This window comes from Nocardia sp. NRRL WC-3656 (assembly GCF_000720265.1).
Lineage (GTDB): Bacteria > Actinomycetota > Actinomycetes > Mycobacteriales > Mycobacteriaceae > Nocardia > Nocardia nova.
Genome location: NZ_JOJF01000003.1, coordinates 359,871 through 385,396 on the forward strand (window position 1 = coordinate 359,871; position 25,526 = coordinate 385,396).

Genomic DNA, 25,526 nt, shown 5'->3' on the forward strand with positions numbered 1-25,526 from the left:
TAATGGGAAGGCGACCGGTCCGTTTGTGTTTGCGGCCCGTTCGCGCGCATCCGTGCTCGTTCCCGGGTGGAAGTTACACACGCGTGTTTTTCCGGCTCAGCGGCCCTTCCGGGGTGTCTTACGGCCCCGTCTCGTACATCGCCGACCGCTGCCGAGAGTGCTCGCCACGCCGCGCCACGCCGCGACACGCTGGGGAAAAATTCGCGACACGCGGAGAATTTTCAGAAAGTTCCAGGTCGCGCGATTACGGGTCGGTTACGGTCGCATCCGGCCGGACTCGAATCCGGCGGGGAAGCCGTCGGAATCGGGATATGCCCAGGTCACCGGCATGGTGAAGAAAATCTCCGGACCGGTGCCATGACGTGGCGCAATCGGCCGCGCGACCTGCCCGGTAACGGGCTCGAATGCCCGAATCGGGCGCTGACCTGGGGGGTGGGTTCGCAATCGGCGCGCCGCGTGGGTACGGTCGCTGAGACCACCGGGTTACCGGAGGTAGATCTAGCAATGAACGATGAGACGGAGGAACCGTGGCCCTTCCCCAGCTGACTGACGAGCAGCGCGCCGCTGCTTTGGAGAAGGCGGCTGCCGCTCGCCGCGCTCGGGCAGAGCTCAAGGAGCGCTTGAAGCGTGGCGGCACTGACCTGAAGACGGTCCTGAAGGACGCCGAGACCGACGAGGTCCTCGGCAAGATGAAGGTATCCGCGTTGCTGGAGGCCCTGCCCAAGGTCGGCAAGGTCAAGGCGGCCGAGATCATGAGCGAGCTGGAGATCGCGCCGACCCGCCGCCTGCGGGGCCTGGGCGACCGGCAGCGCAAGGCGCTGCTGGCGAAGTTCGACTTCGAAGCCTGATCCGAGGGTGGTCGAACACACTCAGAAGGGTCGGCTGGTAGTACTGGTCGGCCCCTCGGCCGTCGGCAAGTCCACCGTGGTCCGTTGCGTCCGGGAACGGCTGCCGAAACTGGTGTTCAGTGTGTCGGCCACCACCCGGGCCCCCCGGCCCGGGGAGGTCGACGGCCGCGACTACCGGTTCGTGACCCGCGCCGACTTCGACGCCATGATCGAAGAAGGCGAACTACTCGAATGGGCCGACATTCACGGCGGCCTGCAACGGTCGGGAACCCCGGCCGCACCGGTGAAGGCGGCACTGGCCGCCGGGAAACCGGTCCTGGTGGAGGTGGACCTCGCCGGCGCCCGCTCGGTCCGAGCGGCGATGCCCGAGGCGCTGCTGGTCTTTCTGGCCCCGCCCAGCTGGGAGGAACTCGTGGCCCGGCTGACCGGCCGCGGCACCGAATCACCCGAGGTGATCGAGCGCCGGCTCGCCACCGCGAAGACCGAACTTGCCGCCTGTGACGAGTTCGACATCGTGATCGTGAACGACGACGTGACCACTGCCTGTGAGCAGTTGGTATCGTTGTTCGTTAGCACAAATTCGAGATGACCGCGGGCGATCCGCGGACTCCTCTCGAACAGCAACTCCCCATCGACCCGCAGGAGCCTCCCTAGTGAGCGACACCAAGACCGTGCCCGCCTACGACACCCCGGTCGGCCTCACCAACCCGCCGATCGACGAGTTGCTCGAGCGCACGTCGTCCAAGTACGCGCTGGTCATCTACGCGGCCAAGCGGGCGCGTCAGATCAACGACTACTACAACCAGCTCGGCGACGGCATCCTCGAGTACGTGGGTCCGCTGGTCGAGCCGGGCCTGCAGGAGAAGCCGCTCTCGGTCGCCATGCGCGAGATCCACTCCGACCTGCTCGAACACACCGAGGGCGAGTAACCCTGCGGTCGTAACCCGCTGTCTCTCCACCGGACCGAAGAGGCTTGATTCAGATGCGAATCGTTGTCGGCGTGGGCGGCGGGATCGCCGCCTACAAGGCGTGCTCGCTGGTGCGCAAGTTCACCGAGACCGGGCACCACGTCCGAGTCATTCCCACCGAGTCCGCGCTGCAGTTCGTCGGTAAGGCCACCTTCGAGGCACTGTCGGGCAATCCGGTGCAGACCGGGGTGTTCGCCGACGTGCCCGAGGTGCCGCATGTGCGCATCGGCCAGGAGGCCGATCTGGTGGTCATCGCCCCGGCCACCGCCGATCTGATGGCGCGCGCCGCCTCCGGCCGCGCCGACGATCTGCTCACCGCCACACTGCTCACCGCCCGATGTCCGGTGCTGTTCGCTCCCGCGATGCATACCGAGATGTGGGAGCATCCGGCCACGATCGCGAATGTCGCCACGCTGCGCGCCCACGGCTCGACCGTGATGGAACCGGCCTCCGGGCGCCTCACCGGCGCCGACACCGGTCCGGGCCGGCTGCCCGAGCCGGAGGAGATCTTCGCGCTGGCCTCGCTACTGCTCGAGCGCTCCGACGCGCTGCCGCGCGATCTGGAGGGCCGCCGCGTCGTCGTCTCCGCCGGTGGCACGCGCGAACCGCTGGATCCGGTCCGGTTCCTCGGCAACCGTAGTTCCGGCAAACAGGGCTATGCGATGGCCCGCGTGGCCGCTCAGCGCGGCGCCCAGGTCACCCTGATCGCCGGCAACACCATCGGCCTGGAGCCGCCCGCCGCGGTCGAGGTCGTGCACGTGACGACCGCCGAGCAGATGGGCACGGCCGTCGACAAGCACTCCGTGGGCGCCGACGCCGTCATCATGGCCGCCGCGGTCGCCGATTTCCGGCCGGTCAACGTGGCCGCCGCGAAAATCAAAAAGGGTGCGCACGAGCCGAATTCGATCGAGCTGACCAAGAATCGCGACATCCTGGCCGGACTGGTGCAGGCGCGCCGCGACGGGCAGCTCGGCGGCCTGGCGATCGTCGGTTTCGCCGCCGAGACCGGCGACGAACACGGCGACGTCCTGACCCACGCGCGGGCGAAACTGGCTCGTAAGGGCTGTGACCTGTTGGTGGTCAATGCCGTCGGCGAGGGTAAGGCGTTCGAGGTCGACAACAACGACGGCTGGCTGCTCGGCGCCGACGGCACCGAACAGTCGCTCGATCACGGTTCCAAGGCGCTGCTCGCCAGCCGGGTGCTCGATGCGCTGGGCCCACTGTTGCGTTGAGCCCCAAGTGATTCGGCCGCGCCGCCGTGGTGGCGACGCGGTCCGCACAGCCGTGGCGGCCGCCGCGGAGGCCCGAACGCCGGTGCTCCGCCCGGCCGTGGCAAGTTTGGAATAGTCTGAGGTAAAGGGTTGTGCGGTGACGCGATGCCGCTACTGTCGCATCCCGACATGAGAACCCGTTGAGGGAGAGGGAACAACTGTGCGCACGTCCGGTAGCCGGCTATTCACGAGTGAGTCCGTCACAGAGGGTCACCCGGACAAGATCTGTGACGCGATCAGCGATTCCATCCTCGACGCGCTGCTCACCGAGGACCCGCACAGCCGGGTGGCGGTCGAGACCCTGGTGACCACCGGTCAGGTGCATGTCGCCGGTGAGGTCACCACCGAGGCCTATGCCGATATTCCGACCATCGTGCGCGAGAAGGTGCTCGAGATCGGTTACGACTCGTCGGCGAAGGGCTTCGACGGCGCCTCCTGCGGCGTGAACGTCGCCATCGGCGCGCAGTCGCCCGATATCGCCCAGGGTGTCGACCACTCGCACGAGGCGCGTGTCGGCGGCTCCGACGACGAGATCGAACGCCAGGGCGCCGGTGACCAGGGCCTGATGTTCGGGTACGCCACCAAGGAGACCCCCGAGCTGATGCCGCTGCCGATCGCGCTGGCGCACCGGCTCTCGCGGCGGCTGACCGAGGTCCGCAAGTCCGGCGTGCTGCCCTACCTGCGCCCGGACGGCAAGACCCAGGTCACCATCGAATACGAGGGCGACCGTCCGGTCCGGCTGGACACGGTCGTGCTCTCGACCCAGCATGCGGCGGATATCGACCTGGACAACCTGCTCGCGCCCGATATCCGCGAGAAGGTCGTCGACGCGGTCCTGGCCGATCTGGAACTGCCCAACCCGCTCGACACCTCCGATATCCGGCTGCTGGTCAACCCCACCGGCAAGTTCGTCCTCGGCGGACCGATGGGCGATGCCGGCCTGACCGGTCGCAAGATCATCGTCGACACCTACGGCGGTATGGCCCGTCACGGTGGTGGCGCCTTCTCCGGTAAGGATCCGTCGAAGGTGGACCGCTCGGCGGCCTACGCCATGCGCTGGGTGGCCAAGAACGTCGTCGCCGCCGGCCTGTCCGACCGGGTCGAGGTCCAGGTTGCGTACGCGATCGGTAAGGCCGCCCCGGTGGGCCTGTTCGTCGAGACCTTCGGCACCGAGCAGGTCGCCCCGGCGCAGATCTCGAAGGCGATCAGCGAGGTCTTCGACCTGCGCCCGGGTGCGATCATCCGTGATCTGGACCTGCTGCGGCCGATCTACGCGCCGACCGCCGCCTACGGCCACTTCGGCCGCACCGACATCGACCTGCCGTGGGAGCGCACCGACCGCGCCGACAAGCTGCGCGCGGCCGCCGGTCTCTGATCGGGTTTGCGCCTGCCGTGGCGGAAGCGGTAGCACCGACGGCGCCCTCCGTTCCGGCGGAGGGCGCCGTTTGCGTGCCCGGCTCGTCGTCCGCGGCGCCGCCATCCTCCGACATCCCTGCGGCTCCGGATATAGCACCGGAAGAGAACACTCCCGACGTGGCCCGTGAATCACTCCCGGCCCCGGAATCCGTTGCGGCGAAGGAGTTATCGCCGCATTCCGAACCCGACACAGCGGAGCCGGCGCCGCTCGGCGAACACGGTTCGGACGCGGCGGACCACGCGGATCCGCTGACCCCGGCGAAGGGGACCGGTGAAACCCGGCTCGACAAACCGATCGCCCGGGTGCTGCCGTTGCTCGAACCCGCCCATCTGGACCGCGATTTCGACTACTCGGTACCGCCGGAGATGGATGAACTCGCCCAGCCCGGGGTACGCGTGCGGGTGCGATTCTCCGGCCGCCTGGTCGACGGATACATCCTCGAAAGGCTCACGCGCACCGAACATTCCGGAAAGATTCAGCCGCTGCAGCGGGTGGTGTCCGGCGAGCGCGTCCTCACCCCGGAGATCGTTCGCCTGGTATCGGCCGTGGCCGCCCGCTACGCCGGAACGCGGGCCGATGTGCTGCGGCTGGCGATTCCGCCGCGGCATGCGCGCACCGAGGCGGCCGAGCCGAAATCCGTGGAGCTGCCCGAGATTCCGCCCGATTTCCCGGCCTGGTCGCACTATATGCACGGCGGTTCGTTCCTGTCCGCGCTGCGCCGGGGCAGCGGCCCGCGCGCGGCCTGGCAGGCGATGCCCGGGGAGCAGTGGCCGCGCCGGCTCGCGGAACTGGCGGCCACCGCGGTCGCGAGCGGGCGCAGTGCGATCGTGATGGTTCCGGATCAACGCGATCTGGACCGGGTCGTCACGGAATGTGCTGCCCTGGTAGGAGATTCGGTGGTGGGCCTGTCGGCCGGGCTGGGCCCGGCGGCCCGGTACCGGCGCTGGCTCGCGGTGCTGCGTGGCACGGCGCGGGTCGTGGTCGGAACGCGCAGTGCGGTCTTCGCGCCGGCGCGGGAACTGGGCTTGATCGTGGTGTGGGACGACGGCGACGACACCTATGCCGAACCGCGCGCACCCTATCCGCACGCCCGTGAGGTCGCGATGCTGCGTGCCCACGAGACCGGCGCGGCCTTCGTGGTGGCCGGGTTCGCGCGGACCGCGGAGGCGCAGGCCATCGTCGAATCCGGATGGGCGCACGACCTGATCGCCGACCGGAAGACGTTGCGTGCCGGCACTCCTCGAATCCATGCGCCGGGCGACAGCGATATCGCCTTGGAGCGCGATCCGATGGCGCGCGCGATCCGCATCCCCGGCACCGCCTTCGCCGCGGCGCGCCGGGCCTTGGCAGCCGGGGACCCGGTGCTGGTGCAGGTCCCACGGCGCGGATACGTTCCGGCGCTGGCGTGCGCGACATGCCGCACCCCGGCCCGCTGCCGGCACTGCAACGGCCCGCTGTCGCTGCCGGAGAGCGGTACCTGGGGCAGGCGAGACGCCCGGCGGGCCGTCGATTCCCGGGCCGGGGCACAGTCCCGGCGTGGATCGGCGCGGTCGGCAGATGATGCGACGGCGGCCGGCCGAGCCGGCGAGACATCCGCCGGGGATCATCGAGCCGAACGTACCGGCCCACGGCATCCGGAGTCCGCTGGCTCGGACACGGCCGCGGGCGAACGCCGACCCGCGGCAGTTCCTTTGGGCAGCAAGGGTTCCGGCGATATCGCCCAGAGCCCGAGCTGTCGCTGGTGCGGCAAGGTGGAACCGGCCTTCCGGTGCGGCGCGTGCGGTTCCCGGGTGCTGCGGGCGGTGGTGATCGGCGCCCAGCGCACCGCGGAGGAATTGGGCCGTGCCTTTCCCGGGGTGCCGATCCGGGGTTCCGGCGGCGCCGCCGTGCTGGATTCGGTGCCCGAGGGCCCCCAGGTGGTGGTCGCGACCATTGGAGCCGAACCCGACGTGCCGGGTGGGTACGCGGTGGCGCTGCTGCTCGACGGCTGGGCGCTGCTCGGCCGGGCGGACCTGCGTGCCGCCGAGGACGCGCTGCGGCGCTGGATGTCGGCCGCCGCCCTGGTCCGCCCCGCGGGTGAGGTCCTCGTGATGGCCGAACCGTCGCTGCCGACCGTGCAGGCTCTGGTGCGCTGGGATCCGATCGGCCACGCCCGCCACGAACTCGCCGCTCGCACCGAGGTTCGCTTCCCGCCCGCGGTGCGCCTGGCCGCCGTCGACGGCACGACCGCCACCATCGGCGAACTCCTCGGTGAGACGGCACTACCGGACGGTGTCGAGGTGCTGGGCCCGGTGCCGCTGCCGCCCGGCGCCCGCACGCCGTTCTCCGGCGACGCGGCGCCCGCCGAGGTCGAACGGATGATTCTCCGGGTCGACCGGCGAGCGGGCTCGGCGTTGTCGCGCTCGCTGGCCGCCGCCCTCGCAGTGCGCAGCAGTCATCGCTCGGACGGTCCGTTGCGGGTACAGATCGATCCGGTCGACATCGGCTGACGCACAAGCGAATTCGGCGTGCCGGGCCAGGGGTGCGGGGTCAGCGGAACATGTCGATATTGCGTCGTGCCCACGCCGAGAAGGGTCGCGGTGCACGGCCGAGGACCGCCTCGACATCGCCGCTGACCCGCAGTTCCTCGGGCGTCGGCGCACCGATGATCGCCAAGGTCGTGTCGGCGGCGTCGGCGGGCATCACGGTGAGCAGTTGCGCGCGCGCCTGCTCGGCTGTCTGCTCGACGAAACGCACCGGCTCGCCGAGCGTTTCGGCCAGGTCCCGCACCCGATCGCGCGGAGATTCGGGCGCGGGACCGGTCAGCACGTAGGTCCGGCCGGCGTGACCGGGCTCGCGCAGGGCGGTGGCGGCCACGGCGGCGATATCGTCGGGGTCCACGAAGGGGATCGCGACATCACCGAACGGCGCGGTGACCGTCCGCTGCGTGCGCACCGCGTCCGCCCACATCGCTACGTTCGATTGAAAACCGCTCGGCCGCAATATGGTCCATTCCAGTCCCGAGTTCTGGACGGCAACTTCGACCTGCTTTCCGAACTGTCCGTGCGAGGCGCTGTCGGGCCGGGTTCCGACGCCCTGTGACGACAACAGGACGATTCGCCGCACACCCGCATCGCGTGCCGCGGTCAGCACTCCCGGCACATCTGCGGCCAGCGATCCCGGCGCGAGTAGCAAGAACAGCTGTTCCGCACCATCGAGGGCCGCCGCGACCTCGCCCGTATTCGTCAGATCGGCCGCAACGTGCCGCACGCCGTGGGGGAGGTCGTCGGGACGGCGGCGGGATAGGGCGGTCACCTTCTCGCCGGCTTCGGCGAGCATCCGCACCAACGGTCGTCCGACGTTGCCGGTCGCTCCGGTTACCACGATCATCTTCACTCCTGAGTTAGTTGACTGACTAACCGAACCGTACGGCATGAGCTTCGATGTGTCTATAGTCAGTTGTGTGACTAACTCACTCGACAGCAAGCGGTCCGGCGGTAAGCGGGAACGGCTCGCCGCCGCGGCCGCCGAGGTCTTCCACCGGCAGGGGGTGGAGAAGACGACGATCGCCGACATCGCCCGGGCTGCCGAGGTGCCGGTCGGCAACGTGTACTACTACTTCAAGACCAAGGATCAGCTGATCCAGGCGGCAATCGGGGCTCACGCCCACAGCCTGGAGGGCTTCCTTGCCGAACTCGACCGGGAAGCCCGGCCGGCCGATCGGCTGCGGGCGTTGATCCGGTCCTGGGTCGACCAGCGCGATGTCGCGGCCCGATACGGATGTCCGTCCGGCACCCTGGCCGCCGAACTCGACAAACGCACCGACGGTCTGGAGCGTGAGCTGGCCGAGGTGATGGGCGTCCTGCTGGACTGGGTGCAGCGGCAATTCGAGCAGATGGGCCGCGCCGACGCGCGCGAACTGGCCGTCGCGCTGATCGCCTCCTATCAAGGAATCTCCTTGCTCACCAACACTTTTCGTGATCCGGAGCTGATGCGCGCGGAGGGCGACCGGCTGGAGCGCTGGATCGATTCGCTCGCCGCCTGAGCCGCCGCGCCCACTGTGGCGCGTTCCATACTTGTCAAAGATGCATTGCCGATATATCGTTGATTGCGTCAACGTAAGACGATGCCCGAGGAGGCAATCATGGAACGCATGGAGAACATGGACAGGTTCGGTCGCGGCCGCCGTCGCGGACCCCGGCCGGACCCGCAGGAACACGGCGGACACGAACAGTTCCGTCGCCACCCGCGTGGACACGGCTTCGGGCCGTTCGGCCCGGATTTCGGACCCGGATTCGGTCCGGGCGGCCATGTCGGTCGCGGTCGCGGCCGTGGTGGACGCGGACGGCGCGGAGATGTCCGCGCGGCGATTCTGCTGCTGGTGCAGGAACGGCCGATGCACGGCTACGAGCTGATCCAGCAGATCCGCGAGCGCAGCGACGACATCTGGCGGCCCAGCCCCGGCTCGATCTACCCGGCACTGTCCCAGCTCGAGGACGAGGGCCTGGTGATCATCGAGAAGGTGGCCGGTCGCAAAACCGCCAAACTCACCGACGCGGGCGCCGAGTACGTCACCGAACATCGCGACGAACTGGGCGATCCCTGGCAGGACGTCCGTGAGGGCGTCGGCGACCAAGCCCTGGATTTGCGCGAACTGGTCGGCCAGCTGATGGGTGCGGTCGGGCAGGTCGCCCGCGCCGGCACTCCGGAACAGGCGGGTAAGGCGGCCGAGGTCCTCACCGAGGCCCGGCGCTCGATCTACCGGATCCTCGCCGACGACGACACCACCGCGGCCGAGTGAGACGAATCCCGTTGGCCCGTCGCACGTACCGGTCCGGACGGCGCACAATCGGAATATGGGACGAGGTCGGAAACATCGAGACGGGGGCCTCGCCTGGCGTAGGGCGTTCGCGGCGGTGGCGGCGTGCGGGGCGGTGTTCGGTGGCAGCGCGAATGCCTGGGCCGAACCTCCCGCATCGCTGCCGCCGGACAGCCGCCCGGTGGTGGTCCCGACCGAATGGGGACCACCGCAGGACAACCATCTCACCGCCTCGCGCTATCTGAAGGCACACCCCGCCGCAACGCCGTGGGGCACCAACGATTTCAGCTGCCGGCCCAGCGCCCGGCATCCGCGCCCGGTCATCCTGGCCCACGGGACCGACGCCACCGCCTATACCGACTGGGGCGGTATCGGCCCACAACTCGTCGCCGCGGGCTTCTGCGTCTTCGCCCCGGACTACGGGGGCAAACCGGATGCGACCAGTTACGGCACCGAGGATCTGTGGACATCCTCGCGACAGTTCGGCGCCTTCGTCGACCGGGTACTGTCGGCCACCGGCGCCGACAAGGTCGACCTGGTCGGATTTTCCCAGGGCGCCAACATCACTCGGTACTACATCGACAAGCTCGACGGGGCTCCCGAGGTCGATCAGTGGATCGGACTCGCCTCGCCCAGCTACGGCGGCCAGATGTACGGCCTGGTTCCGCTCGCCGATGCCGCGCCCGGTCTGTGGAACGCCTATCGGCAGGTCACCTCGCTCGCCGCCGTTCAGCAGGCCCAGGGCTCGCCGTTCATGCGCGAACTCAACGCGGGCGGCGACACGGTCCCCGGTGTGCGGTACACCACGGTCGGCAGCCGCGTCGACGAGATGATCCAGCCCTACACCAATATCGCCCTGACCGGTCCGGGTGCGCGCAACATCGTGCTCCAGGATCTGTGCCCCATCGACCTGACCGGGCATTTCCACATGGTGTACGACCCGTTCGTCCAGCAACTCCTGCTCACCCTGCTCGACCCCGAGCACGCGCCGCTGCCGCAGTGCGCCTACGTGCCGCTGGGCACCGGAATCGGTGAGGTGATCCTGGGCGCGCATTCCTGACGAAACGGATTTCCGGCCGCCCGTAAAATGGGGCGACCGCAATGTCGTCTCGCCCGGGAGTGTGCCTGTGACAATCCAGCCCGTTCGCCTGTTCGGCGATCCCGTCCTGCGCGCCCGCGCGGACGAGGTCGACGCCTTCGACAGGGAACTCGAGCAGCTGGTCACCGACCTCACCGACACCATGCACGCCAGTCGCGGCGTCGGCATGGCCGCCCCGCAGATCGGGGTCGGCCTGCGGGTGTTCGTCTACGACACCGGCGATGCCGCCGGACACGTGGTGAATCCGGTTTTCGAGGTGCTCGGGACCGACGAGCAGACCGGACCGGAGGGCTGCCTGTCGATTCCGGGGCTGCGCTACGACGTGACCCGTGCCCACCGCGTGGTGGCGCGCGGGCTCGACAGGCACGGTGAGCCGGTGAAATTCGAGGCCGAGGGGCTGCTCGCGCGCTGCGTGCAGCACGAAACCGATCATCTCGACGGCGTGCTGTACCTGCAGCGGCTGGAACCGGCCACCCGCAAACAGGCCATGCGCGCGGTGCGGGAATCGGAGTGGTTCGCCGCCGGTAAGACGGTGATGTCGGCGGCCGAGGTCGCCGGCAGCCGTCCCGAGTCCGGGCGGGGCGAGTAGATGCGCCTGGTGTTCGCGGGGACTCCCGAACCGGCCGTTCCGTCCCTGCGGCGGCTCATCGAATCCGAGCGCCACGAGGTGGTGGCGGTGGTGACGAGGCCGGATGCGGTGGCCGGGCGCGGTCGCAAGGTCACGCGCTCGCCGATCGGGCGGCTGGCCGACGAACACGGCATTCCGGTGCTGACCCCGCGCAAACCCTCGGAGCCGGAATTCGTTGCGGCACTGACGGATCTGTCGCCCGACTGCTGTCCGGTGGTCGCGTACGGCGCGTTGCTGCCGCGGGGGGTGCTCGACATCCCGCGGCACGGCTGGGTCAATCTGCACTTCTCGCTGCTGCCCGCGTGGCGTGGCGCGGCGCCGGTGCAGGCGGCGGTCCTGGCCGGCGACGAAATCACCGGTGCCTCGACCTTCCGTATCGAGGAGGGCTTGGACACGGGGCCGGTCTACGGCGTGGTCACCGAACGCATCGGCATCACCGACACCGCCGGATCCCTGTTGGAGCGGCTGTCGATCTCGGGTGCGCAGCTGCTCGAATCCACCCTCGCCGGCATCGAGGACGGCACCGTACAGGCCGTGCCGCAATCCGGTGAGGGCATCTCCTATGCGCCCAAGGTGGAGGCCGACGAAGGCCACATCCGCTGGGATCAACCGGCGCTGGCGGTCGGCCGCCGGATTCGCGCCGTTACGCCCGCGCCGGGCGCGTGGACCCAGATCGACGGTAAGCGACTGAAACTCGGGCCGGTCGAACTGGTCGAGGACCAGCTGCCCGAGCGGGTGATCGAGGTGCGCAAATCCGGTGTCTACATCGGCACCGCCACCACGGCCGTGCGCTTGGATCAGGTGCAACCCCAGGGCAAGCGGATGATGCCGGCCCTGGACTGGGCCCGCGGCGCCCGCCTGCAGCCCGGCGCGGTGGTCGAGTGACCGGCCCACGTCGAGGAGGCGAACGACCCGACCGCGACGGCCGGACGGCCGACGATGCGCGCCGAGGAAAAGGCCGGGCGGACAACGGCTCTCGGCAGCACGGCGACGCGGGGAGAAGTTCGGGCAGCCGTGGCGGTGACGCCCCTCGGGCTCGTCGGGGCGAGGGGCGCGATTCGTCGGACGACCGCGGCCGCCGCTCCGGCGCGAGTGGTGCTCGCGATGCCGGGCGCGCCGACTCCGGATCCGGACGAGCCTACGGTGCCGCCCCCGGAAGGACCGGCGGTGATGCGTCGAAGCGGGCCTCCGAGAAGAGATCGGCAAGGAAATCCGCTGCGGGGCAGCAGAAGTCGTCGCGGCCCGACGCCGGCTCCGGTTCCGCGCGGCGGACCGGTGGCTCCGCAGCCCGGACCCAGGGACGCCGTGGTGTGGTGGGTGACGCTCCCAGGCTCGTCGCCCGGGATGTGCTCCGGGCGGTTCGCGAACGCGACGCCTACGCGAATCTCGTGCTGCCCGTCCTGCTGCGGGAATACGGATTGTCCGGGCGCGATGCGGCTTTCGCGACCGAGCTCGCCTACGGCTCCTGCCGGGCGATGGGGGTCCTCGACGCCGTGATCGCCGACTGCGCGGGACGCCCCATCACCGAGATCGATGGCCCGCTGCTCGACGTCCTGCGCTTGGGCGTCTATCAACTGCTGCGGACCCGAGTGGGATCACACGCCGCGGTGGATACGTCGGTCGATCTGGTGCGCACCGAATCCGGCAGCGGCAAAGCCGGTTTCGTGAACGCGGTGCTGCGCCGGGCCGCGGCCCGCACACCGGAGCAGTGGGTCGAGGATCTGGCGCCCGCGGATCCGATCGGCCGCATGGCATTCGAATTCGGGCATCCGGTCTGGATCGCGCAGGCCTTCGCCGACGCGCTCGGTGCGCGGGCGGGGGAGCTGCGCGATCTGCTCGCCGCCGACGACCAGCGGCCGATCGTGCACCTGGTGGCGCGGCCCGGCGATATCACCGCCGAGGAATTGGCCCTGGTCAGTGGCGGTGAGGAAGGGCGTTGGTCACCGTATGCGGTCTACCTGGACAGTGGCGATCCGGGGCAGCTGGAAGCGGTGCGCGAGGGAATGGCCGCGGTGCAGGACGAGGGCAGCCAGCTCGTCGCGTTGTCGCTGACCCGGGCGCCACTGCTGGGCGAGGACGGCGGGCGCTGGCTCGATCTGTGCGCCGGCCCGGGCGGTAAGACCGCGCTGCTCGGCGCCCTGGCCGATATCGATCGGTATCGGGTGGATGCCGTCGAACCCGCCGAACACCGAGCCGATCTGGTGCGCAAGGCGACTCGCGGTCTGCCGGTCACCGTCCATGTGGTCGACGGCCGCGACTCCGGGCTGGAACCCGGCTACGACCGCATCCTGGTCGACGCACCGTGCACCGGACTGGGCGCGCTGCGCAGGCGACCGGAGGCGAGATGGCGGCGCACCCCGGCCGATGTGCGCGACCTGACCACCCTGCAGAGCCAATTGCTCACCGCCGCATGGGATCTGCTGCGCCCGGGCGGTGTGGTGGTGTATTCCACCTGTTCCCCGCACCTGCCCGAAACCGTCTCCGTCGTCTCCGATTTCGTCCGCCGCTCGAACGCCGAACAACTCGATACCCGAACGCTGCTGCCGGGCGTCACCGATATCGGCGACGGTCCCGCCGTCCAGCTCTGGCCGCACCGCCACGGCACCGACGCCATGTTCATGGCCGCGCTGCGCAAACCGCTCTGACACGCGGGCCGCTCAGCCCGCGAGAACCGCACCGGCGAGGGCGACGCCGGCCACCCAGACGGTCGACAGGAGCGCCAGGATCAGCGGGCGCGGCCCGACTCGGCGCAGGGCGGCCAGGCGTACGCCCGCGCCGAGGGCGAACATGGCGGCGGTGAGCAGAGCGGTCTGAAGCAGTTTGGCCGTGGCGAGTGCCGATTCCGGCAGGAGACCGGTGGTGCGCAGTGCGGCGCAGGCCAGGAACGCCACGACGAACAGCGGAATCAGGGGCGGCCTGCGGGTGCCGGGCGCGGCGTCCTCGCGCCGCCGGACCTGCCAGCCGATCACCGCCAGTACCGGTGCCAGCAATACCACGCGCGCGAGTTTCACCACGACCGCGACGGTCAATGCGGCACCGCCGATGGCGCCTCCGGTCGCGACGACCTGTGCCACCTCGTGCACGGCGCCTCCGGCCCAGATCCCGGCGGTGCGATCGTCGAGGCCCAGCACGCTCGCCAGCAGGGGCAGCGCGCCGATCATGATCGTGCCGAAAACGACCACGAGGGCGATCGCGGTGAGCACTTCCTCGTCCTCGGCGTCGACCACGCCGTCCACCGCCGCCGCGGCGGCCGCACCGCAGATGGAGAATCCGCACGCGATCAGCAGTCGCTGCGTCCAGCTCAGACCCAGCAGCCGGCCCATGAACATCGTGCCGCCGATTCCGAGGGCGACGATCGCGACGACCACCGCGATCACCGCGGGCCCGAGCCCGAGGATGTCGGCGAATGTCAGCTGCAGACCGAGCAGCGCGACGCCGATACGCAGCAGCCGCTTCGCCGAGAACTGCAACCCCGGCTGCACCCGCTGCGGCAAGGGGACGCAATTGGCGAGGACCGCCCCGACGACGATGGCGAGCAGTAGCGGACTGACCGTCGGCGTGAACTGGCCGATGCCCAGCACGAGAGCCGTGATCGCGACGGTCAGGGCCAATCCGGGGACGATGCCGGCCCCGGCTTGCGCACCCGACCGCTGGGCTCGCCCCGCGAATCCGGTCAATCCGAGCCGCGCTCGCCGGCGGCGTCGTGGCGTGCGGGCCGAGGTCTGCGTGCCGGAGGATTCGATACCGCGCTGCGGACCGGCCGCGCGGTCGGTATCGCCGGTTCGGTCCGGCGCGCCGGACCTGGTGCTACCAGGCGCTTCGTCGGCGGACCCGGCCGCTCGCGAGGAATCCAGACTTGTCATGACGACAACGGTCTCGCGAATCGGTGCGGTCCGGTAGCGGCCGAAACGGCATCGGCCTCATATCGCGATGATATGAGCTGTGCCCGATGCATATGATTACGGTATGGCTGATATCCGCCGCGACCTGGTTTTCCTGGAGCTGCTGGTCGCCATCGACGACCATGGCAGTCTCGGCGCCGCCGCACGCTCGATCGGCATGGCACAGCCGAACGCCAGCCGCGCGGTGCGGCAGTGGGAGCATCGGCTGGGCCTCGCCCTGCTGCGGCGCTCACCGCGCGGCTCCACGCTCACTCCGGCGGGGACCGTCGTCGTGCACTGGGCGCGCGAGGTGCTGGCGGATGTGGACCGGCTACTCGATGCCGCCGCCGCGCTGCGCACCGATCAGGAGGCCGAACTCACCGTCGCTGCCAGCATGACGGTCGCGGAATGTCTGCTGCCGGGGTGGCTCGGCGCGTTCCGCCGCGGCCATCCGGATGTGAAAGTCCATCTCCAGGTGCATAATTCGCGCCAAGTGTGCGATCGGCTGGTGGCGGGGGAATGCGATCTGGGATTCGTCGAATCGCCGGCCGTGCCCGCGGGATTGCCGCATGTGACCGTGGCGCACGATCGCCTGCTCGTCGTGGTCGATCCCGGGCACCCGTGGGCGCGGCGCCGCGCCCCGCTCACCGTCGCCGAACTGGCCGCGACACCGCTGGTAGTACGTGAACCCGGTTCCGGTACCCGCAGCACGCTCGATGTCGCATTGGCCGAATATCCGCGTGCCGAACCGCTTCTGGAGCTCGGCAGCGCCGCGGCCATCCGCACCAGCGTGCTCGGCGGCGTGGGGCCCGCGGTCCTCAGCACCCTCGCGGTCGGCGATCAGCTCGAGCGCGGCGAACTGCGCGCGGTCGCCGTTGAGGGCCTGGACCTGCGGCGCACCCTGCGCGCGGTGTGGCGTCCACCGCGCAAACTGGGCGGCCCGGCCGGGCAACTGGTGTCGGCCATCGTGCACGCCCAGCGCGCCGCGACACCGCGAACGTCCGCTCCGGCGTAACCGCCGGCCTCACTCGCGGGCGCTCTGCTCCCGCAGTCGCGCAAGCGTTTTCGCGAGAATCCGGGATACGTGCATCTGCGATATCCCCATCCGCTGCGCGATCTGGGTCTGCGTCATCGATTCGAAGAACCGCATGGTGAGAATGCGCCGTTCGCGTTCGGGCAGGCCCGCGAGCAGCGGCCGGATCGCCACGTATTCCTCGACCCGGTCGAACTGCGACTCCTCTTCGCCGAGAGTGTCCAGCAGCGAGGCCTCGGTATCGCGGCCCACCGATACCGCGTCGATGGAACTGGGCTGATACGCGTTGCCCGCGATGACGGCCTGGGTCACCTCGTCGGGATGGATGTCGAGTTCGGCGGCGATCTCCTTGGCGGTCGGAGAGCGGCCCAGCGACTGCGAAAGCGAATCGATCGCCGAGCCGATGCGCAGATGAGTCTCCTTGACCCGCCGCGGCACCCGCATCGCCCAGGTGTTGTCGCGGAAGTAGCGCCGCACCTCGCCCATGATGGTGGGCACCGCGAAGGACAGGAAGTTCGAGCCCCGCGAGACGTCGAACCGATCGACCGCGTGGACCAGCCCGACGCGGGCCACCTGTGTCAGATCGTCGAACGGCTCGCCGCGACCGCTGAATTTGCGGGCGATGTGGTCCGCCAACGGAATACAGCGATTGATCAACTCGTCGCGCAATTCGGCGCGGCGGCCCTCACCGGCCTCCGACAGTGCCTGGAACAGCAGGTTCACATCGTCGTAGCCGGAGACCGAACCGGTGACCTCGGCGACCTCATCGCCGTCTTCCTCGTCGTCCGGGGTGTTCTCGCTGTCGTGCGCGCGGCCGCCGCCGTCCTCGGCGCCGGTGTCGTCAGGGGATCCGCTCGCGGCCGTACCCGTGGTGTCCTCGGCGTCGTCGGCCTCGAACACGCTGTCGTGCTCGGCCACTACGCCTTCCCCCGGACCCGGCGAAATTCCACCACCGTCGGGTATCCGGAAATCGCCGAATCGAAGGGTTCCTGCGCGACCTCGATCCCATCGGTGAGGGTCCGCAGCACATGCCAGCCGAAGCTGCGCTGGTCGGGCAGTTTCGAGGTGGCCGCGATTCCGGCCACCCGGACGAGAAGATCGGTGTCGCCGACGGTGAAGCGGCACTGCAGGGTGCTGCCGGGGACGGCGAGTTCGATCAGCGTCGAGCACGCCTCGTCGACGGCCAGCCGGATGTCGGCGACCTCGTCGAGTGTGAAATCGCTGAGCAGGACCAGTGTTTCGGCCAATCCGCGCACGATGGGCAGTTGCGACACCGTGGCCGCTACTCCGATTTCGACGGGTGTGCTGCGCAGTCCCTCTTCAGCCGACATGTTGATCACCCTACGAAGGCTACCCAACTTCGCGTCGCGCAATCGTCGACAGTGCCGAAAACCGGTGTGATCGACCCAGTACACTCACGCGCTGTGTCCACCTCGAATTCCCACTTTCACCGGCCGTCGCCGATGATCGCACCGTCCATCCTGTCCGCTGATTTCGCTCGTCTGGCGGAGGAGGTACGCGCCGTCGAGGGAGCGGACTGGCTGCACGTCGATGTGATGGACAACCACTTCGTACCGAACCTGACCCTGGGTCTGCCCGTGGTGCAGAGTCTGCTGAAGACCACCGACATCCCGCTGGACTGCCATCTGATGATCGAGGATCCGGCCCGCTGGGCGCCCCCGTACGCGGAGGCCGGTGCCTACAACGTGACCTTCCACGCCGAGGCGACCGACGATCCGGTCGCGGTGGCCCGCGATATCCACGCCGCCGGCGCGAAGGCCGGATTGTCGGTGAAACCGAATACACCCATCGAGCCCTATCTGGAAATTCTCCGCGACTTCGACACCCTGCTGGTGATGAGCGTCGAGCCCGGATTCGGCGGGCAGTCGTTCATTCCGCATGTGCTGGAGAAGGCGCGCGCGGTTCGCCGGCTCGTCGACAGCGGCGAATTGCGTCTGGTCGTCGAAATCGACGGCGGCATCAATATGGACACCATCGAAGCCGCCGCCGAGGCCGGGGTGGACTGCTTCGTCGCCGGTTCCGCGGTCTACGGCACGGACGATCCGGCGGCGACCGTGGAAGCCTTGCGCGAGAAGGTCATCGCGACGGAGCAGGCGGCACGGCGCTGAGCCGCGCGGCCTCCACGACCGCGGCCATGGGGACGACCGCGTCGAGATGGTCGGGCGTCTGTACCCAGATCCGATAGCCGGTCCGTTCGTCCTCGGCCGAGGGCAGGACCACGTGACTGCCCGTGCACGCGACGGTCGTGTACAGCCGGAACAGTTCGGCCGCAACGGATGTGCTGACGCCGGCGGAGCACGACGGGCCGGTGATGAAGGTCCAGCGCCGCGCGCGCGGATGGTGAACCACGGGCGTGACGAGTCCGGACTGGGTGAGCTGGCGCAGAACCCGCTCACCCAGATCGGCCGGCATGGTGACCGCACCGAATTGCTGCCCGACTTCGAGAACGATGTGCCGGGCCGCGTCGTCCACCGTCGCGGGGAGATGGAAAATGCGGCGATACCGCTCGCAACGATCCGTGAGAGACGTATCGATCACTGTGGTCACGCCACACCCCCATGAGGTTGTTGTCCAATGAACTGTTGGAATCAACTGCATAACAATATTGCTACCGAATTGGCCCTGGTGCAAGCGCCGGGGTTGAATTCGCAGTCACGTGGGTAACAAATCGAATTCGACCGCGATCCGGGCCGGTAGAAGCCGGATATTCGACCGGTGAAAACGTGAATCGAATTCCATTTCTCCGGAAATTGCCGACAATTCCTTTTCGGTATCCGGCGTACGGCCGAATCGCGGGGACGCCGATCGGCCCGCTCGGCGCGCCGCCGAGACGGCGTCCGGTTCAGTGCATATTTCCGGTCCGAAAGTCTCGAATGCCCGGACGCGACCGGTCGGTGGGACGGCCGGATGTGCTCTGCTACAGCGCGTCGTTACGCTGATGACACTGCGGCCCACGGGGGGAATACCCCGGGCCGCCGGCACCGTTTGCGCTAGCGGACGCCCCGACGCGGTGGGCGCCGGGCTGACAGGAGATACGGATGTTCACAGGCATCGTCGAGGAGTTGGGCGAGATCGTCGCCGCCGAGCGGTCCGCGGACGCGGCCAGGCTCACCATTCGCGGCGCGACCGTCACCTCCGATGCCCGCCACGGTGACTCCATCGCGGTCAACGGCGTCTGCCTGACCGTGGTCGACGTGGTCGACGGTGACAGCTTCACCACCGATGTGATGGGTGAGACGCTCAATCGTTCAGGCATCGGCAAACTCGACATCGGCTCGAAGGTGAACCTGGAGCGCGCCGCGGCGGTGAACAGCCGGCTCGGTGGCCACATCGTGCAGGGGCACGTCGACGGCACCGGGGTCATCATGTCGCGCACACCCTCCGACAACTGGGAGGTGGTGCGAATCTCGTTGCCCGACAACCTCGCTCGCTATGTGGTCGAGAAGGGGTCGATCACCGTCGACGGCATCTCGCTGACCGTCTCGGGTCTCGGCGTGGACGACGCCGGTGAGCCCGGGCACCGCGACTGGTTCGAGGTCTCGCTTATTCCCACCACCCGCGAACTCACCACCCTCGGGTCCGCGCCCGCCGGCACCACCGTGAATCTGGAGGTCGACGTCATCGCCAAATATGTCGAGCGACTCCAGCAGCGTGGCTAGCCGGAGCAACCGCGACGTCGTATCGGCGACCCGACCCAGTAGGCTCGAGTCGCACCTATTCCGAAGTGGAGCACAGCAGACGTGACCAGGTTCGACACCATCGAGCGCGCAGTCGCCGATATCGCCGCCGGTAAGGCGGTAGTCGTCGTCGACGACGAGGGCCGGGAGAACGAGGGCGACCTCATCTTCGCCGCGGAGAAGGCGACCCCCGAGCTGGTGGCTTTCATGATCCGATACACCTCCGGCTACATCTGTGTGCCGTTGACCGGTGCGGACTGCGATCGGCTGGGCTTACCGCCCATGTACTCGATGAACCAGGACAAGCACGGCACCGCGTACACGGTCTCGGTGGACGCGCGAGAAGGCATCAGTACCGGCATCTCGGCCGCCGACCGCGCGACGACCATGCGCCTGCTGGCCGATCCGGCCTCGCGCGCCGACGAATTCACCCGGCCGGGCCATGTCGTGCCGCTGCGCGCCAAGGACGGCGGAGTGCTGCGCCGCCCGGGCCACACCGAGGCGGCCGTGGACCTGGCCCGGATGGCCGGTCTGAGTCCGGCGGGTGTGATCTGCGAGATCGTCAGCCAGAAGAACGAGGGCGATATGGCCCGCACCGAAGAGTTGCGGATCTTCGCCGACGAGCACGAGCTCGCGCTGATCTCGATCGCCGACATGATCGCGTGGCGCCGCAGGCACGAGAAGCAGGTGGAGCGGATCGCCGAGGCGCGCATCCCCACCAAGTACGGCGAATTCAAGGCCGTCGGCTACAAGAGCATCTACGACGATGTCGAGCATGTGGCGCTGGTGCGCGGCGATCTGAGCGTCGACGCCGGTGACGACGTCCTGGTGCGCGTGCACTCGGAATGCCTGACCGGTGACGTATTCGGCTCGCTGCGCTGTGACTGCGGCCCGCAGCTGGACGCGGCGATGGAGATGGTCGCCGCCGAGGGGCGCGGTGTGGTGCTCTACATGCGCGGGCACGAGGGCCGCGGCATCGGCCTGATGCACAAGCTGCAGGCCTATCAGCTGCAGGATTCCGGCCACGACACCGTGGACGCCAATATCGAACTCGGCCTGCCCGCCGATGCCCGCGACTACGGCACGGGCGCGCAGATCCTGGTCGATCTCGGGATCAAGTCGATGCGGCTGCTCACCAACAATCCGGCCAAGCGGGTCGGGCTGGACGGCTACGGCCTGAGCATCACCGAGCGGGTGCCGATGCCGGTGCGCGCCAATGCCGAGAATCTGCGGTATCTGCGTACCAAGCGCGACCGGATGGGCCACGACCTGGTCGGCTTGGACGACCTGGATCTCGGCGAGACCGCGCAGTAGTCGGAATTCGAAGAAGGGGTATCGGTCGATGAGCGGTACGGGCGTACCGGAGTTCGCGCTGGCGGACGCGAAGGAGCTGACGGTCGGCATCGTCGCCTCGCGCTGGCACACCACCATCTGCGACACGTTGCTCGCCAACGCCGAGCGGGTGGCCCGGGAAGCGGGCGTCGAGCAGATCACCGTGGTGCGCTGTGCCGGGGCGATGGAGTTGCCGGTGGTCGCGCAGGCGCTGGCCCGCACGCACGACGCGGTCGTGGCGCTGGGCGTCGTGATCCGCGGCGAGACACCGCATTTCGAATACGTCTGCGATGCGGTCACCGCCGGTTTGACGCGAGTGTCGCTGGACGAGGGCACACCGGTCACCAACGGAGTGCTCACGGTGAACACCGAGGAGCAGGCCCTCGACCGCGCGGGCCTGCCGGATTCGGCCGAGAACAAGGGCGAGCAGGCGGGTGCGGCGGCACTGGACGCGGCGCTGACCCTGCGCGCGCTGCGCCGGGAAGTCTGAGCCGATGCCGCCGGTCGTTCGCCTGTTCAAACGCGGTCCCCAGTCCCCGGCGGCGGATGCGCCGCAGTGGGATCTCGAGGTGCGCCCGCGCCGTGCGGTGCGCACCGCGCGCATCGTGGCGGCGGTGATCGCGGTGTTGTTCGTCCTGGCCGGGGTGCTGTCGAGTAATTCGGCGACCGGGGTGAACTTCCGCGGGGCCGACCAGGTCGCCATCATCTGCTTCGGATTGTTGCTGGCCGGTGCCGTGCTCCTGCTGACCCGGCCGCGGGTGCGCGTCGGGCCGCAGGGCGTGGTGGTCCGCAACATCCTGGGCGACAACGAGTTCCGCTGGGCCGATATTCGCGGCGTCGCGATTCCGGACAAGAAGGCCTGGGCGCGGCTGGAATTGGCCGGCGACGAATACGTGCCGATGCTGGCGATCCGCGTCAACGACAAGGATCACGCCGCCCGCGCGATGGACCGCTTCCGCGAACTCGGCGCGAAATACACCGCCACACAGCAGGACTGAGCCGTCATCGGGTATCGCCCAGGACGATGCCCTCCCGCCGCGGATCGGCCCCGCCGATCCAGCCGCCGTTCTCGCGCTGCAGAGCGCTGAGGCCGCTGGACTGCGGGTCGACCGAGACCTGATGCCCCATCTCGCGCAGCTTCTGCACCAGCGGGTCGTGGGCGCCGTTGTCGGTGGCGTCGATCGCGGGATGTTCCCCGCCGACGCCGGTCACCGGTGTGTTCGCCGCGCCGAAGGCCACCTGGGATACCGCCTGCTGCGGGTCCAGCTGCCAATCCAGCAGGCCCACCAGCGCTTTCACCACGAACTGGATGATCACCGAACCGCCGGGCGAACCGGTCACGTCCACCAGCTGTCCGCGTGACCCGTCCGGCGCCCGATCGAACACCAGCGTGGGACTCATCGAACTGCGCGGTCGCTTCCCCGGCTGTACCCGGTTGGCCAGCGGCGTACCGGTCGCATCGGCGGGTTCGGCGCTGAAGTCGGTGAGCTGATTGTTCAGCACGAATCCGTCGACCAGATGGAACGATCCGAACGCCGATTCGACGGTGGTGGTCATGGTGGCGGCGTTGCCGTACCGGTCCACGACGGAGATGTGGCTGGTGCCGTGTTCGGGTTGCTGCACGCCGGTGCCGAGCGGGACCGGACCGAAGTCACCGGGCTTCGCGGTGCCCATGGAATGGTTCGGATCGATGAGGGCGGCCCGCTGCTTCAGATAATCCTTGTTCACCAGCGCGGCGGGTGAGCCGCCGGGCAGCGGGACGAAATCGGGGTCGGCGATGTACTTGTCGCGGTCGGCGTAGGCCAGCCGCTCGGCCTCCGAGATCAGATGCACCGCTTCGGCTTTCGGGGTACCGCCGTTTCGGTCGAGACGGTCCGGGGGCAGGCCGGCGAGATCGAAGTTCTCCAGAATCCCGAGGGTCGCGGCGACGGTGATGCCGCCCGAGGACGGATTGGGCATCCCGCAGATCCGGTGGGTGCGGTAGTCGGTGCACAGGGCGGTGCGTTTCTTCGCCTGGTACCGGGCGAGATCGTCGAGCGAGATCTGCCCCGGGGTACGGCCACCGCTGGTGGTCGCGGTGGCGTCGACGATGTCGCGGGCGACCGCGCCGGTGTAGAAGGCGTCGGGACCGTCGGAGGCGATGGCGCTCAACGTCTTCGCTATGGCCGGATTGGCGAGGTGGAAGCCTCGCGGTTTGGGGGAGCCGTCGGGCTGCAGGAAGTACTGCCTGGCATTCGCGTCCCGGGCGAGGTCCGGCGCCGACTGCGCGATCTGGCTCGTCATCCGGGCGCTGATGTCGAAACCGTTGTCCGCCAGCGAGATCGCCGGATCGAACAGGTCGCGCCAGGACTGCTTGCCGTGGTCGCGATGGGCCGCCTCGAGCAGTCGCAGCACACCCGGCACGCCGATCGACCGTCCGCTGGCGCGCGTATTCGGTTGCGGCACCGAATGATCGGTGTCGCTGATCCAGCGCAGATAGTTCTCGGTCGCGGCGGCGGGTGCGACCTCGCGCCCGTCGTAGGCGTCGACCGATCCGGCCGCGGCGTCGTAGTAGAGCAGGAACGCGCCGCCGCCGATGCCGGAGGCCTGGGGTTCGACCAATCCCAGGACCGTCTGCGCGGCGATCAGCGCATCGGCCGCGGTGCCGCCGTCGGCCAGGACCTCGCAGGCGGCGTGGGTGGCCAGCGGGTTCGCGGTGGAGACCGCGAAGGTGTGCGTGCGCACCGGGGTCATACCGCTGCGATAGCCGGTGGCGATCTCGGGATTGGTGGCCAGATTCGTCGCCCCCGCCGCCGGTCCCGCCACCGCGGTGATCGGAGTGCCGTCCGGACCTTCGACGCAGCTTCGGCCGGCCTCGGAAGTGGTGGACGAGCAGCCCGTGAGCAGCCCGGTGATCAGCAGCAGGACGGCGCTCGCGCCGCCCAGAATCGCTCGCGTGCGCCTCATGCAGGCACTTTAACCCGCATGGGCCCCACCACGCGGGGTGTCATTCCCATACCGGGTAACGTCGAGCCGCCCCGACCGCGACCAAGGGATCACCCGACCGATGAGCGAGACACCAGCACAGACGCACCTGTCCGCGGAGGACAGCGGCTATCACAAGAGCCTCAAGCCGCGGCAGTTGCAGATGATCGCGATCGGTGGCGCCATCGGCACCGGTCTGTTCCTCGGCGCCGGCGGGCGGCTGGCCCATGCGGGGCCGGGACTGTTTCTCGTATACGCGGTATGCGGTGTCTTCGTCTTCTTCATCCTGCGGGCGCTGGGCGAATTGGTCCTGCACCGGCCCTCGTCGGGGTCGTTCGTCTCCTATGCGCGCGAGTTCTACGGGGAGAAGGCGGCTTTCGTCGCCGGCTGGACCTATTTCCTGAACTGGTCGATGACCGGCATCGTCGACACCACCGCGATCGCCACCTATCTGCACTACTGGGGCGCGTTCGGCGCGATCCCGCAGTGGGTGCTGGCGCTGATCGCGTTGTGCCTGGTGCTGAGCGTGAACCTGATCTCGGTCAAATGGTTCGGTGAACTCGAGTTCTGGGCGGCGCTGATCAAGGTCGTCGCCCTGGTGTCGTTCCTGATCATCGGCATCGTCTTCCTCGGCGGGCGATTCCGGGTCGACGGGGCCGCGACGGGTCTCGGATTGGTCGCGCACTCCGGCGGCTGGTTCCCCACCGGGGTGCTGCCGCTGGTGACGGTCGCCTCGGGCGTGGTGTTCGCCTATGCCGCGGTGGAGATGGTCGGCACCGCGGCGGGGGAGACCGAGAATCCGCAGCAGATCATGCCGCGCGCCATCAACTCGGTGATCCTGCGTATCGCGGTGTTCTATGTCGGCTCGCTGATCCTGCTGGCGCTGTTGCTGCCCTACACCGCCTACCACGCCGACGAGAGCCCGTTCGTCACCTTCTTCACCAAACTGGGTGTGCCGCATGCTGGTTCGGTGATGAACCTGGTCGTGCTCACCGCGGCCTTCTCCAGTCTCAACGCCGGTCTGTATTCGACCGGACGCATTCTGCGCTCGATGGCGGTCAACGGCAGCGCCCCGCGTTTCACCGCGCGGATGAACAGCCGCGGTGTGCCCTACGGCGGCATCGTGCTGACCAGTGTGATCGCCCTGGTCGGCATCTGGCTCAACTACATCGTGCCGGCGCGCGCGTTCGAGATCGTGCTCAACATCGCGTCGCTGGGCATCCTGTCCTCGTGGGCGACGATCGTGCTGTGCCAGCTGGCGCTGTACCGGCGCTGGCGGCGCGGTGAGCTGGAACGGCCCGCGTTCCGCATGTTCGGCGCCCCCTATACCGGCATCGCGACCCTGGTGTTCCTGGCCGCGATGCTGGTGCTGATGGCCTTCGACCACCCGGTGGGCACCTGGACGGTGGCGAGTCTGGTGATCCTGATCCCGGCGCTGATCATCGGCTGGTTCGCCGCCCGCTCGCGGGTGCTGGAGGTGGCGCGGCTGCGGGAACCGCCCGAGGACGAGCAGCCGGCCAGGCGCTCGGAATCGGTCCCCGTCGACGACTGACCGGCCCCTCGGGCCGGGCCGCCGATCGAGGGCCGTA

At 69.0% G+C, this 25,526-nt stretch carries 25 protein-coding genes; 19 read left to right on the plus strand and 6 right to left on the minus strand.

The annotated features are described in order from the left end of the window. Nucleotides 1-527 precede the first annotated feature (527 nt). The 6 genes from mihF (at nucleotide 528) to IG65_RS38975 (ending at nucleotide 6,993) form a co-directional block, all read left to right on the plus strand. Nucleotides 528-848, plus strand: a complete 321-nt coding sequence (gene mihF / locus IG65_RS0106910) for an integration host factor, actinobacterial type (RefSeq protein ID WP_030513994.1) — start codon at nucleotides 528-530, stop codon at nucleotides 846-848. A gap of 7 nt (nucleotides 849-855) precedes the next feature. Continuing rightward, nucleotides 856-1,437 (plus strand): guanylate kinase, encoded by a 582-nt coding sequence (gmk, locus tag IG65_RS0106915; RefSeq protein ID WP_030513995.1) that lies wholly within the window; start codon nucleotides 856-858, stop codon nucleotides 1,435-1,437. Between the two features lie 64 nt (nucleotides 1,438-1,501). After that, nucleotides 1,502-1,777, plus strand: a complete 276-nt coding sequence (rpoZ, locus tag IG65_RS0106920; RefSeq protein WP_025350704.1) for a DNA-directed RNA polymerase subunit omega — start codon at nucleotides 1,502-1,504, stop codon at nucleotides 1,775-1,777. 53 nt (nucleotides 1,778-1,830) lie between these two features. Next, the gene (gene coaBC, locus IG65_RS0106925) at nucleotides 1,831-3,048 is read left to right on the plus strand and encodes a bifunctional phosphopantothenoylcysteine decarboxylase/phosphopantothenate--cysteine ligase CoaBC (RefSeq protein WP_030513996.1); all 1,218 of its coding nucleotides are present in this window, start codon (nucleotides 1,831-1,833) and stop codon (nucleotides 3,046-3,048) included. Nucleotides 3,049-3,247: 199 nt separating this feature from the next. Then, nucleotides 3,248-4,462: a methionine adenosyltransferase gene (metK, locus tag IG65_RS0106930; RefSeq protein WP_030513997.1), complete on the plus strand. Its 1,215-nt coding sequence runs from the start codon at nucleotides 3,248-3,250 to the stop codon at nucleotides 4,460-4,462. Nucleotides 4,463-4,797: 335 nt separating this feature from the next. Beyond that, on the plus strand, nucleotides 4,798-6,993 hold the full coding sequence (locus IG65_RS38975; protein WP_304413543.1) for a primosomal protein N': 2,196 nt from the start codon (nucleotides 4,798-4,800) through the stop codon (nucleotides 6,991-6,993). Between the two features lie 40 nt (nucleotides 6,994-7,033). Here IG65_RS38975 and IG65_RS0106940 read toward each other — a convergent pair whose 3' ends face one another. After that, complete coding sequence (locus IG65_RS0106940) at nucleotides 7,034-7,873, minus strand: NAD(P)H-binding protein (protein WP_030513999.1); 840 nt, start codon at nucleotides 7,871-7,873, stop codon at nucleotides 7,034-7,036. A 73-nt stretch (nucleotides 7,874-7,946) separates the two neighbouring features. Here IG65_RS0106940 and IG65_RS0106945 point away from each other — a divergent pair, with 73 nt between their 5' ends. The 6 genes from IG65_RS0106945 to IG65_RS0106970 all read left to right on the plus strand — a co-directional run bounded on the left by IG65_RS0106945 (nucleotide 7,947) and on the right by IG65_RS0106970 (nucleotide 13,674). Continuing rightward, entirely contained in the window at nucleotides 7,947-8,528 is a 582-nt protein-coding gene (locus tag IG65_RS0106945) for a TetR/AcrR family transcriptional regulator (protein ID WP_030514000.1), read from the plus strand. A gap of 99 nt (nucleotides 8,529-8,627) precedes the next feature. Beyond that, nucleotides 8,628-9,284, plus strand: coding sequence for a PadR family transcriptional regulator (locus IG65_RS0106950; RefSeq protein ID WP_369801482.1), 657 nt, complete (start codon nucleotides 8,628-8,630; stop codon nucleotides 9,282-9,284). Between the two features lie 55 nt (nucleotides 9,285-9,339). Then, nucleotides 9,340-10,362 carry a triacylglycerol lipase gene (locus IG65_RS0106955; protein ID WP_030514002.1) on the plus strand — a complete coding sequence of 341 codons (1,023 nt, stop codon included), beginning with the start codon at nucleotides 9,340-9,342 and terminating at the stop codon, nucleotides 10,360-10,362. Nucleotides 10,363-10,429: 67 nt separating this feature from the next. Further along, nucleotides 10,430-10,990 (plus strand): peptide deformylase, encoded by a 561-nt coding sequence (def, locus tag IG65_RS0106960; protein WP_036523470.1) that lies wholly within the window; start codon nucleotides 10,430-10,432, stop codon nucleotides 10,988-10,990. Beyond that, nucleotides 10,991-11,914 carry a methionyl-tRNA formyltransferase gene (fmt, locus tag IG65_RS0106965; RefSeq protein ID WP_030514004.1) on the plus strand — a complete coding sequence of 308 codons (924 nt, stop codon included), beginning with the start codon at nucleotides 10,991-10,993 and terminating at the stop codon, nucleotides 11,912-11,914. 428 nt (nucleotides 11,915-12,342) lie between these two features. Then, the gene (locus IG65_RS0106970; RefSeq protein WP_030514005.1) at nucleotides 12,343-13,674 is read left to right on the plus strand and encodes an RsmB/NOP family class I SAM-dependent RNA methyltransferase; all 1,332 of its coding nucleotides are present in this window, start codon (nucleotides 12,343-12,345) and stop codon (nucleotides 13,672-13,674) included. A 12-nt stretch (nucleotides 13,675-13,686) separates the two neighbouring features. Here the strand turns inward: IG65_RS0106970 and IG65_RS0106975 are convergent, their stop codons facing one another. After that, nucleotides 13,687-14,892: a YeiH family protein gene (locus IG65_RS0106975; RefSeq protein ID WP_081879306.1), complete on the minus strand. Its 1,206-nt coding sequence runs from the start codon at nucleotides 14,890-14,892 to the stop codon at nucleotides 13,687-13,689. Between the two features lie 103 nt (nucleotides 14,893-14,995). Between IG65_RS0106975 and IG65_RS0106980 the strand changes: the two genes are divergently transcribed. Continuing rightward, entirely contained in the window at nucleotides 14,996-15,925 is a 930-nt protein-coding gene (locus IG65_RS0106980; protein ID WP_030514007.1) for a LysR family transcriptional regulator, read from the plus strand. Between the two features lie 9 nt (nucleotides 15,926-15,934). On the opposite strand, the gene IG65_RS0106985 is transcribed toward IG65_RS0106980, so the two are convergent. Together IG65_RS0106985 and IG65_RS0106990 are read right to left on the minus strand one after the other, a co-directional pair. Continuing rightward, nucleotides 15,935-16,861 carry a SigB/SigF/SigG family RNA polymerase sigma factor gene (locus IG65_RS0106985; RefSeq protein ID WP_030514008.1) on the minus strand — a complete coding sequence of 309 codons (927 nt, stop codon included), beginning with the start codon at nucleotides 16,859-16,861 and terminating at the stop codon, nucleotides 15,935-15,937. After that, nucleotides 16,861-17,274, minus strand: coding sequence for an ATP-binding protein (locus IG65_RS0106990; protein WP_227462764.1), 414 nt, complete (start codon nucleotides 17,272-17,274; stop codon nucleotides 16,861-16,863). The genes IG65_RS0106985 and IG65_RS0106990 overlap by 1 nt, the downstream gene beginning before the upstream one ends. Before the next feature lie 132 nt (nucleotides 17,275-17,406). Between IG65_RS0106990 and rpe the strand changes: the two genes are divergently transcribed. Further along, nucleotides 17,407-18,072: a ribulose-phosphate 3-epimerase gene (gene rpe / locus IG65_RS0106995; protein ID WP_030514010.1), complete on the plus strand. Its 666-nt coding sequence runs from the start codon at nucleotides 17,407-17,409 to the stop codon at nucleotides 18,070-18,072. On the opposite strand, the gene IG65_RS0107000 is transcribed toward rpe, so the two are convergent. After that, on the minus strand, nucleotides 18,041-18,511 hold the full coding sequence (locus IG65_RS0107000; RefSeq protein ID WP_030514011.1) for a hypothetical protein: 471 nt from the start codon (nucleotides 18,509-18,511) through the stop codon (nucleotides 18,041-18,043). The genes rpe and IG65_RS0107000 overlap by 32 nt on opposite strands. A 491-nt stretch (nucleotides 18,512-19,002) precedes the next feature. On the opposite strand from IG65_RS0107000, the gene IG65_RS0107010 reads away from it, so the two are divergent. The 4 genes from IG65_RS0107010 to IG65_RS0107025 all read left to right on the plus strand — a co-directional run bounded on the left by IG65_RS0107010 (nucleotide 19,003) and on the right by IG65_RS0107025 (nucleotide 21,971). After that, the gene (locus IG65_RS0107010) at nucleotides 19,003-19,623 is read left to right on the plus strand and encodes a riboflavin synthase (RefSeq protein ID WP_030514012.1); all 621 of its coding nucleotides are present in this window, start codon (nucleotides 19,003-19,005) and stop codon (nucleotides 19,621-19,623) included. Nucleotides 19,624-19,704: 81 nt separating this feature from the next. After that, nucleotides 19,705-20,955, plus strand: coding sequence for a bifunctional 3,4-dihydroxy-2-butanone-4-phosphate synthase/GTP cyclohydrolase II (locus IG65_RS0107015; RefSeq protein WP_030514013.1), 1,251 nt, complete (start codon nucleotides 19,705-19,707; stop codon nucleotides 20,953-20,955). 28 nt (nucleotides 20,956-20,983) lie between these two features. Then, nucleotides 20,984-21,463 (plus strand): 6,7-dimethyl-8-ribityllumazine synthase, encoded by a 480-nt coding sequence (gene ribH, locus IG65_RS0107020; protein ID WP_030514014.1) that lies wholly within the window; start codon nucleotides 20,984-20,986, stop codon nucleotides 21,461-21,463. Nucleotides 21,464-21,467: 4 nt separating this feature from the next. After that, nucleotides 21,468-21,971: a PH domain-containing protein gene (locus IG65_RS0107025; protein ID WP_081879308.1), complete on the plus strand. Its 504-nt coding sequence runs from the start codon at nucleotides 21,468-21,470 to the stop codon at nucleotides 21,969-21,971. Nucleotides 21,972-21,975: 4 nt separating this feature from the next. On the opposite strand, the gene ggt is transcribed toward IG65_RS0107025, so the two are convergent. Continuing rightward, nucleotides 21,976-23,919, minus strand: a complete 1,944-nt coding sequence (gene ggt, locus IG65_RS0107030; RefSeq protein ID WP_051755469.1) for a gamma-glutamyltransferase — start codon at nucleotides 23,917-23,919, stop codon at nucleotides 21,976-21,978. Between the two features lie 100 nt (nucleotides 23,920-24,019). Here ggt and IG65_RS0107035 point away from each other — a divergent pair, with 100 nt between their 5' ends. Further along, nucleotides 24,020-25,489, plus strand: a complete 1,470-nt coding sequence (locus tag IG65_RS0107035; RefSeq protein WP_030514017.1) for an amino acid permease — start codon at nucleotides 24,020-24,022, stop codon at nucleotides 25,487-25,489. The last annotated feature ends 37 nt before the right edge of the window (nucleotides 25,490-25,526 follow it).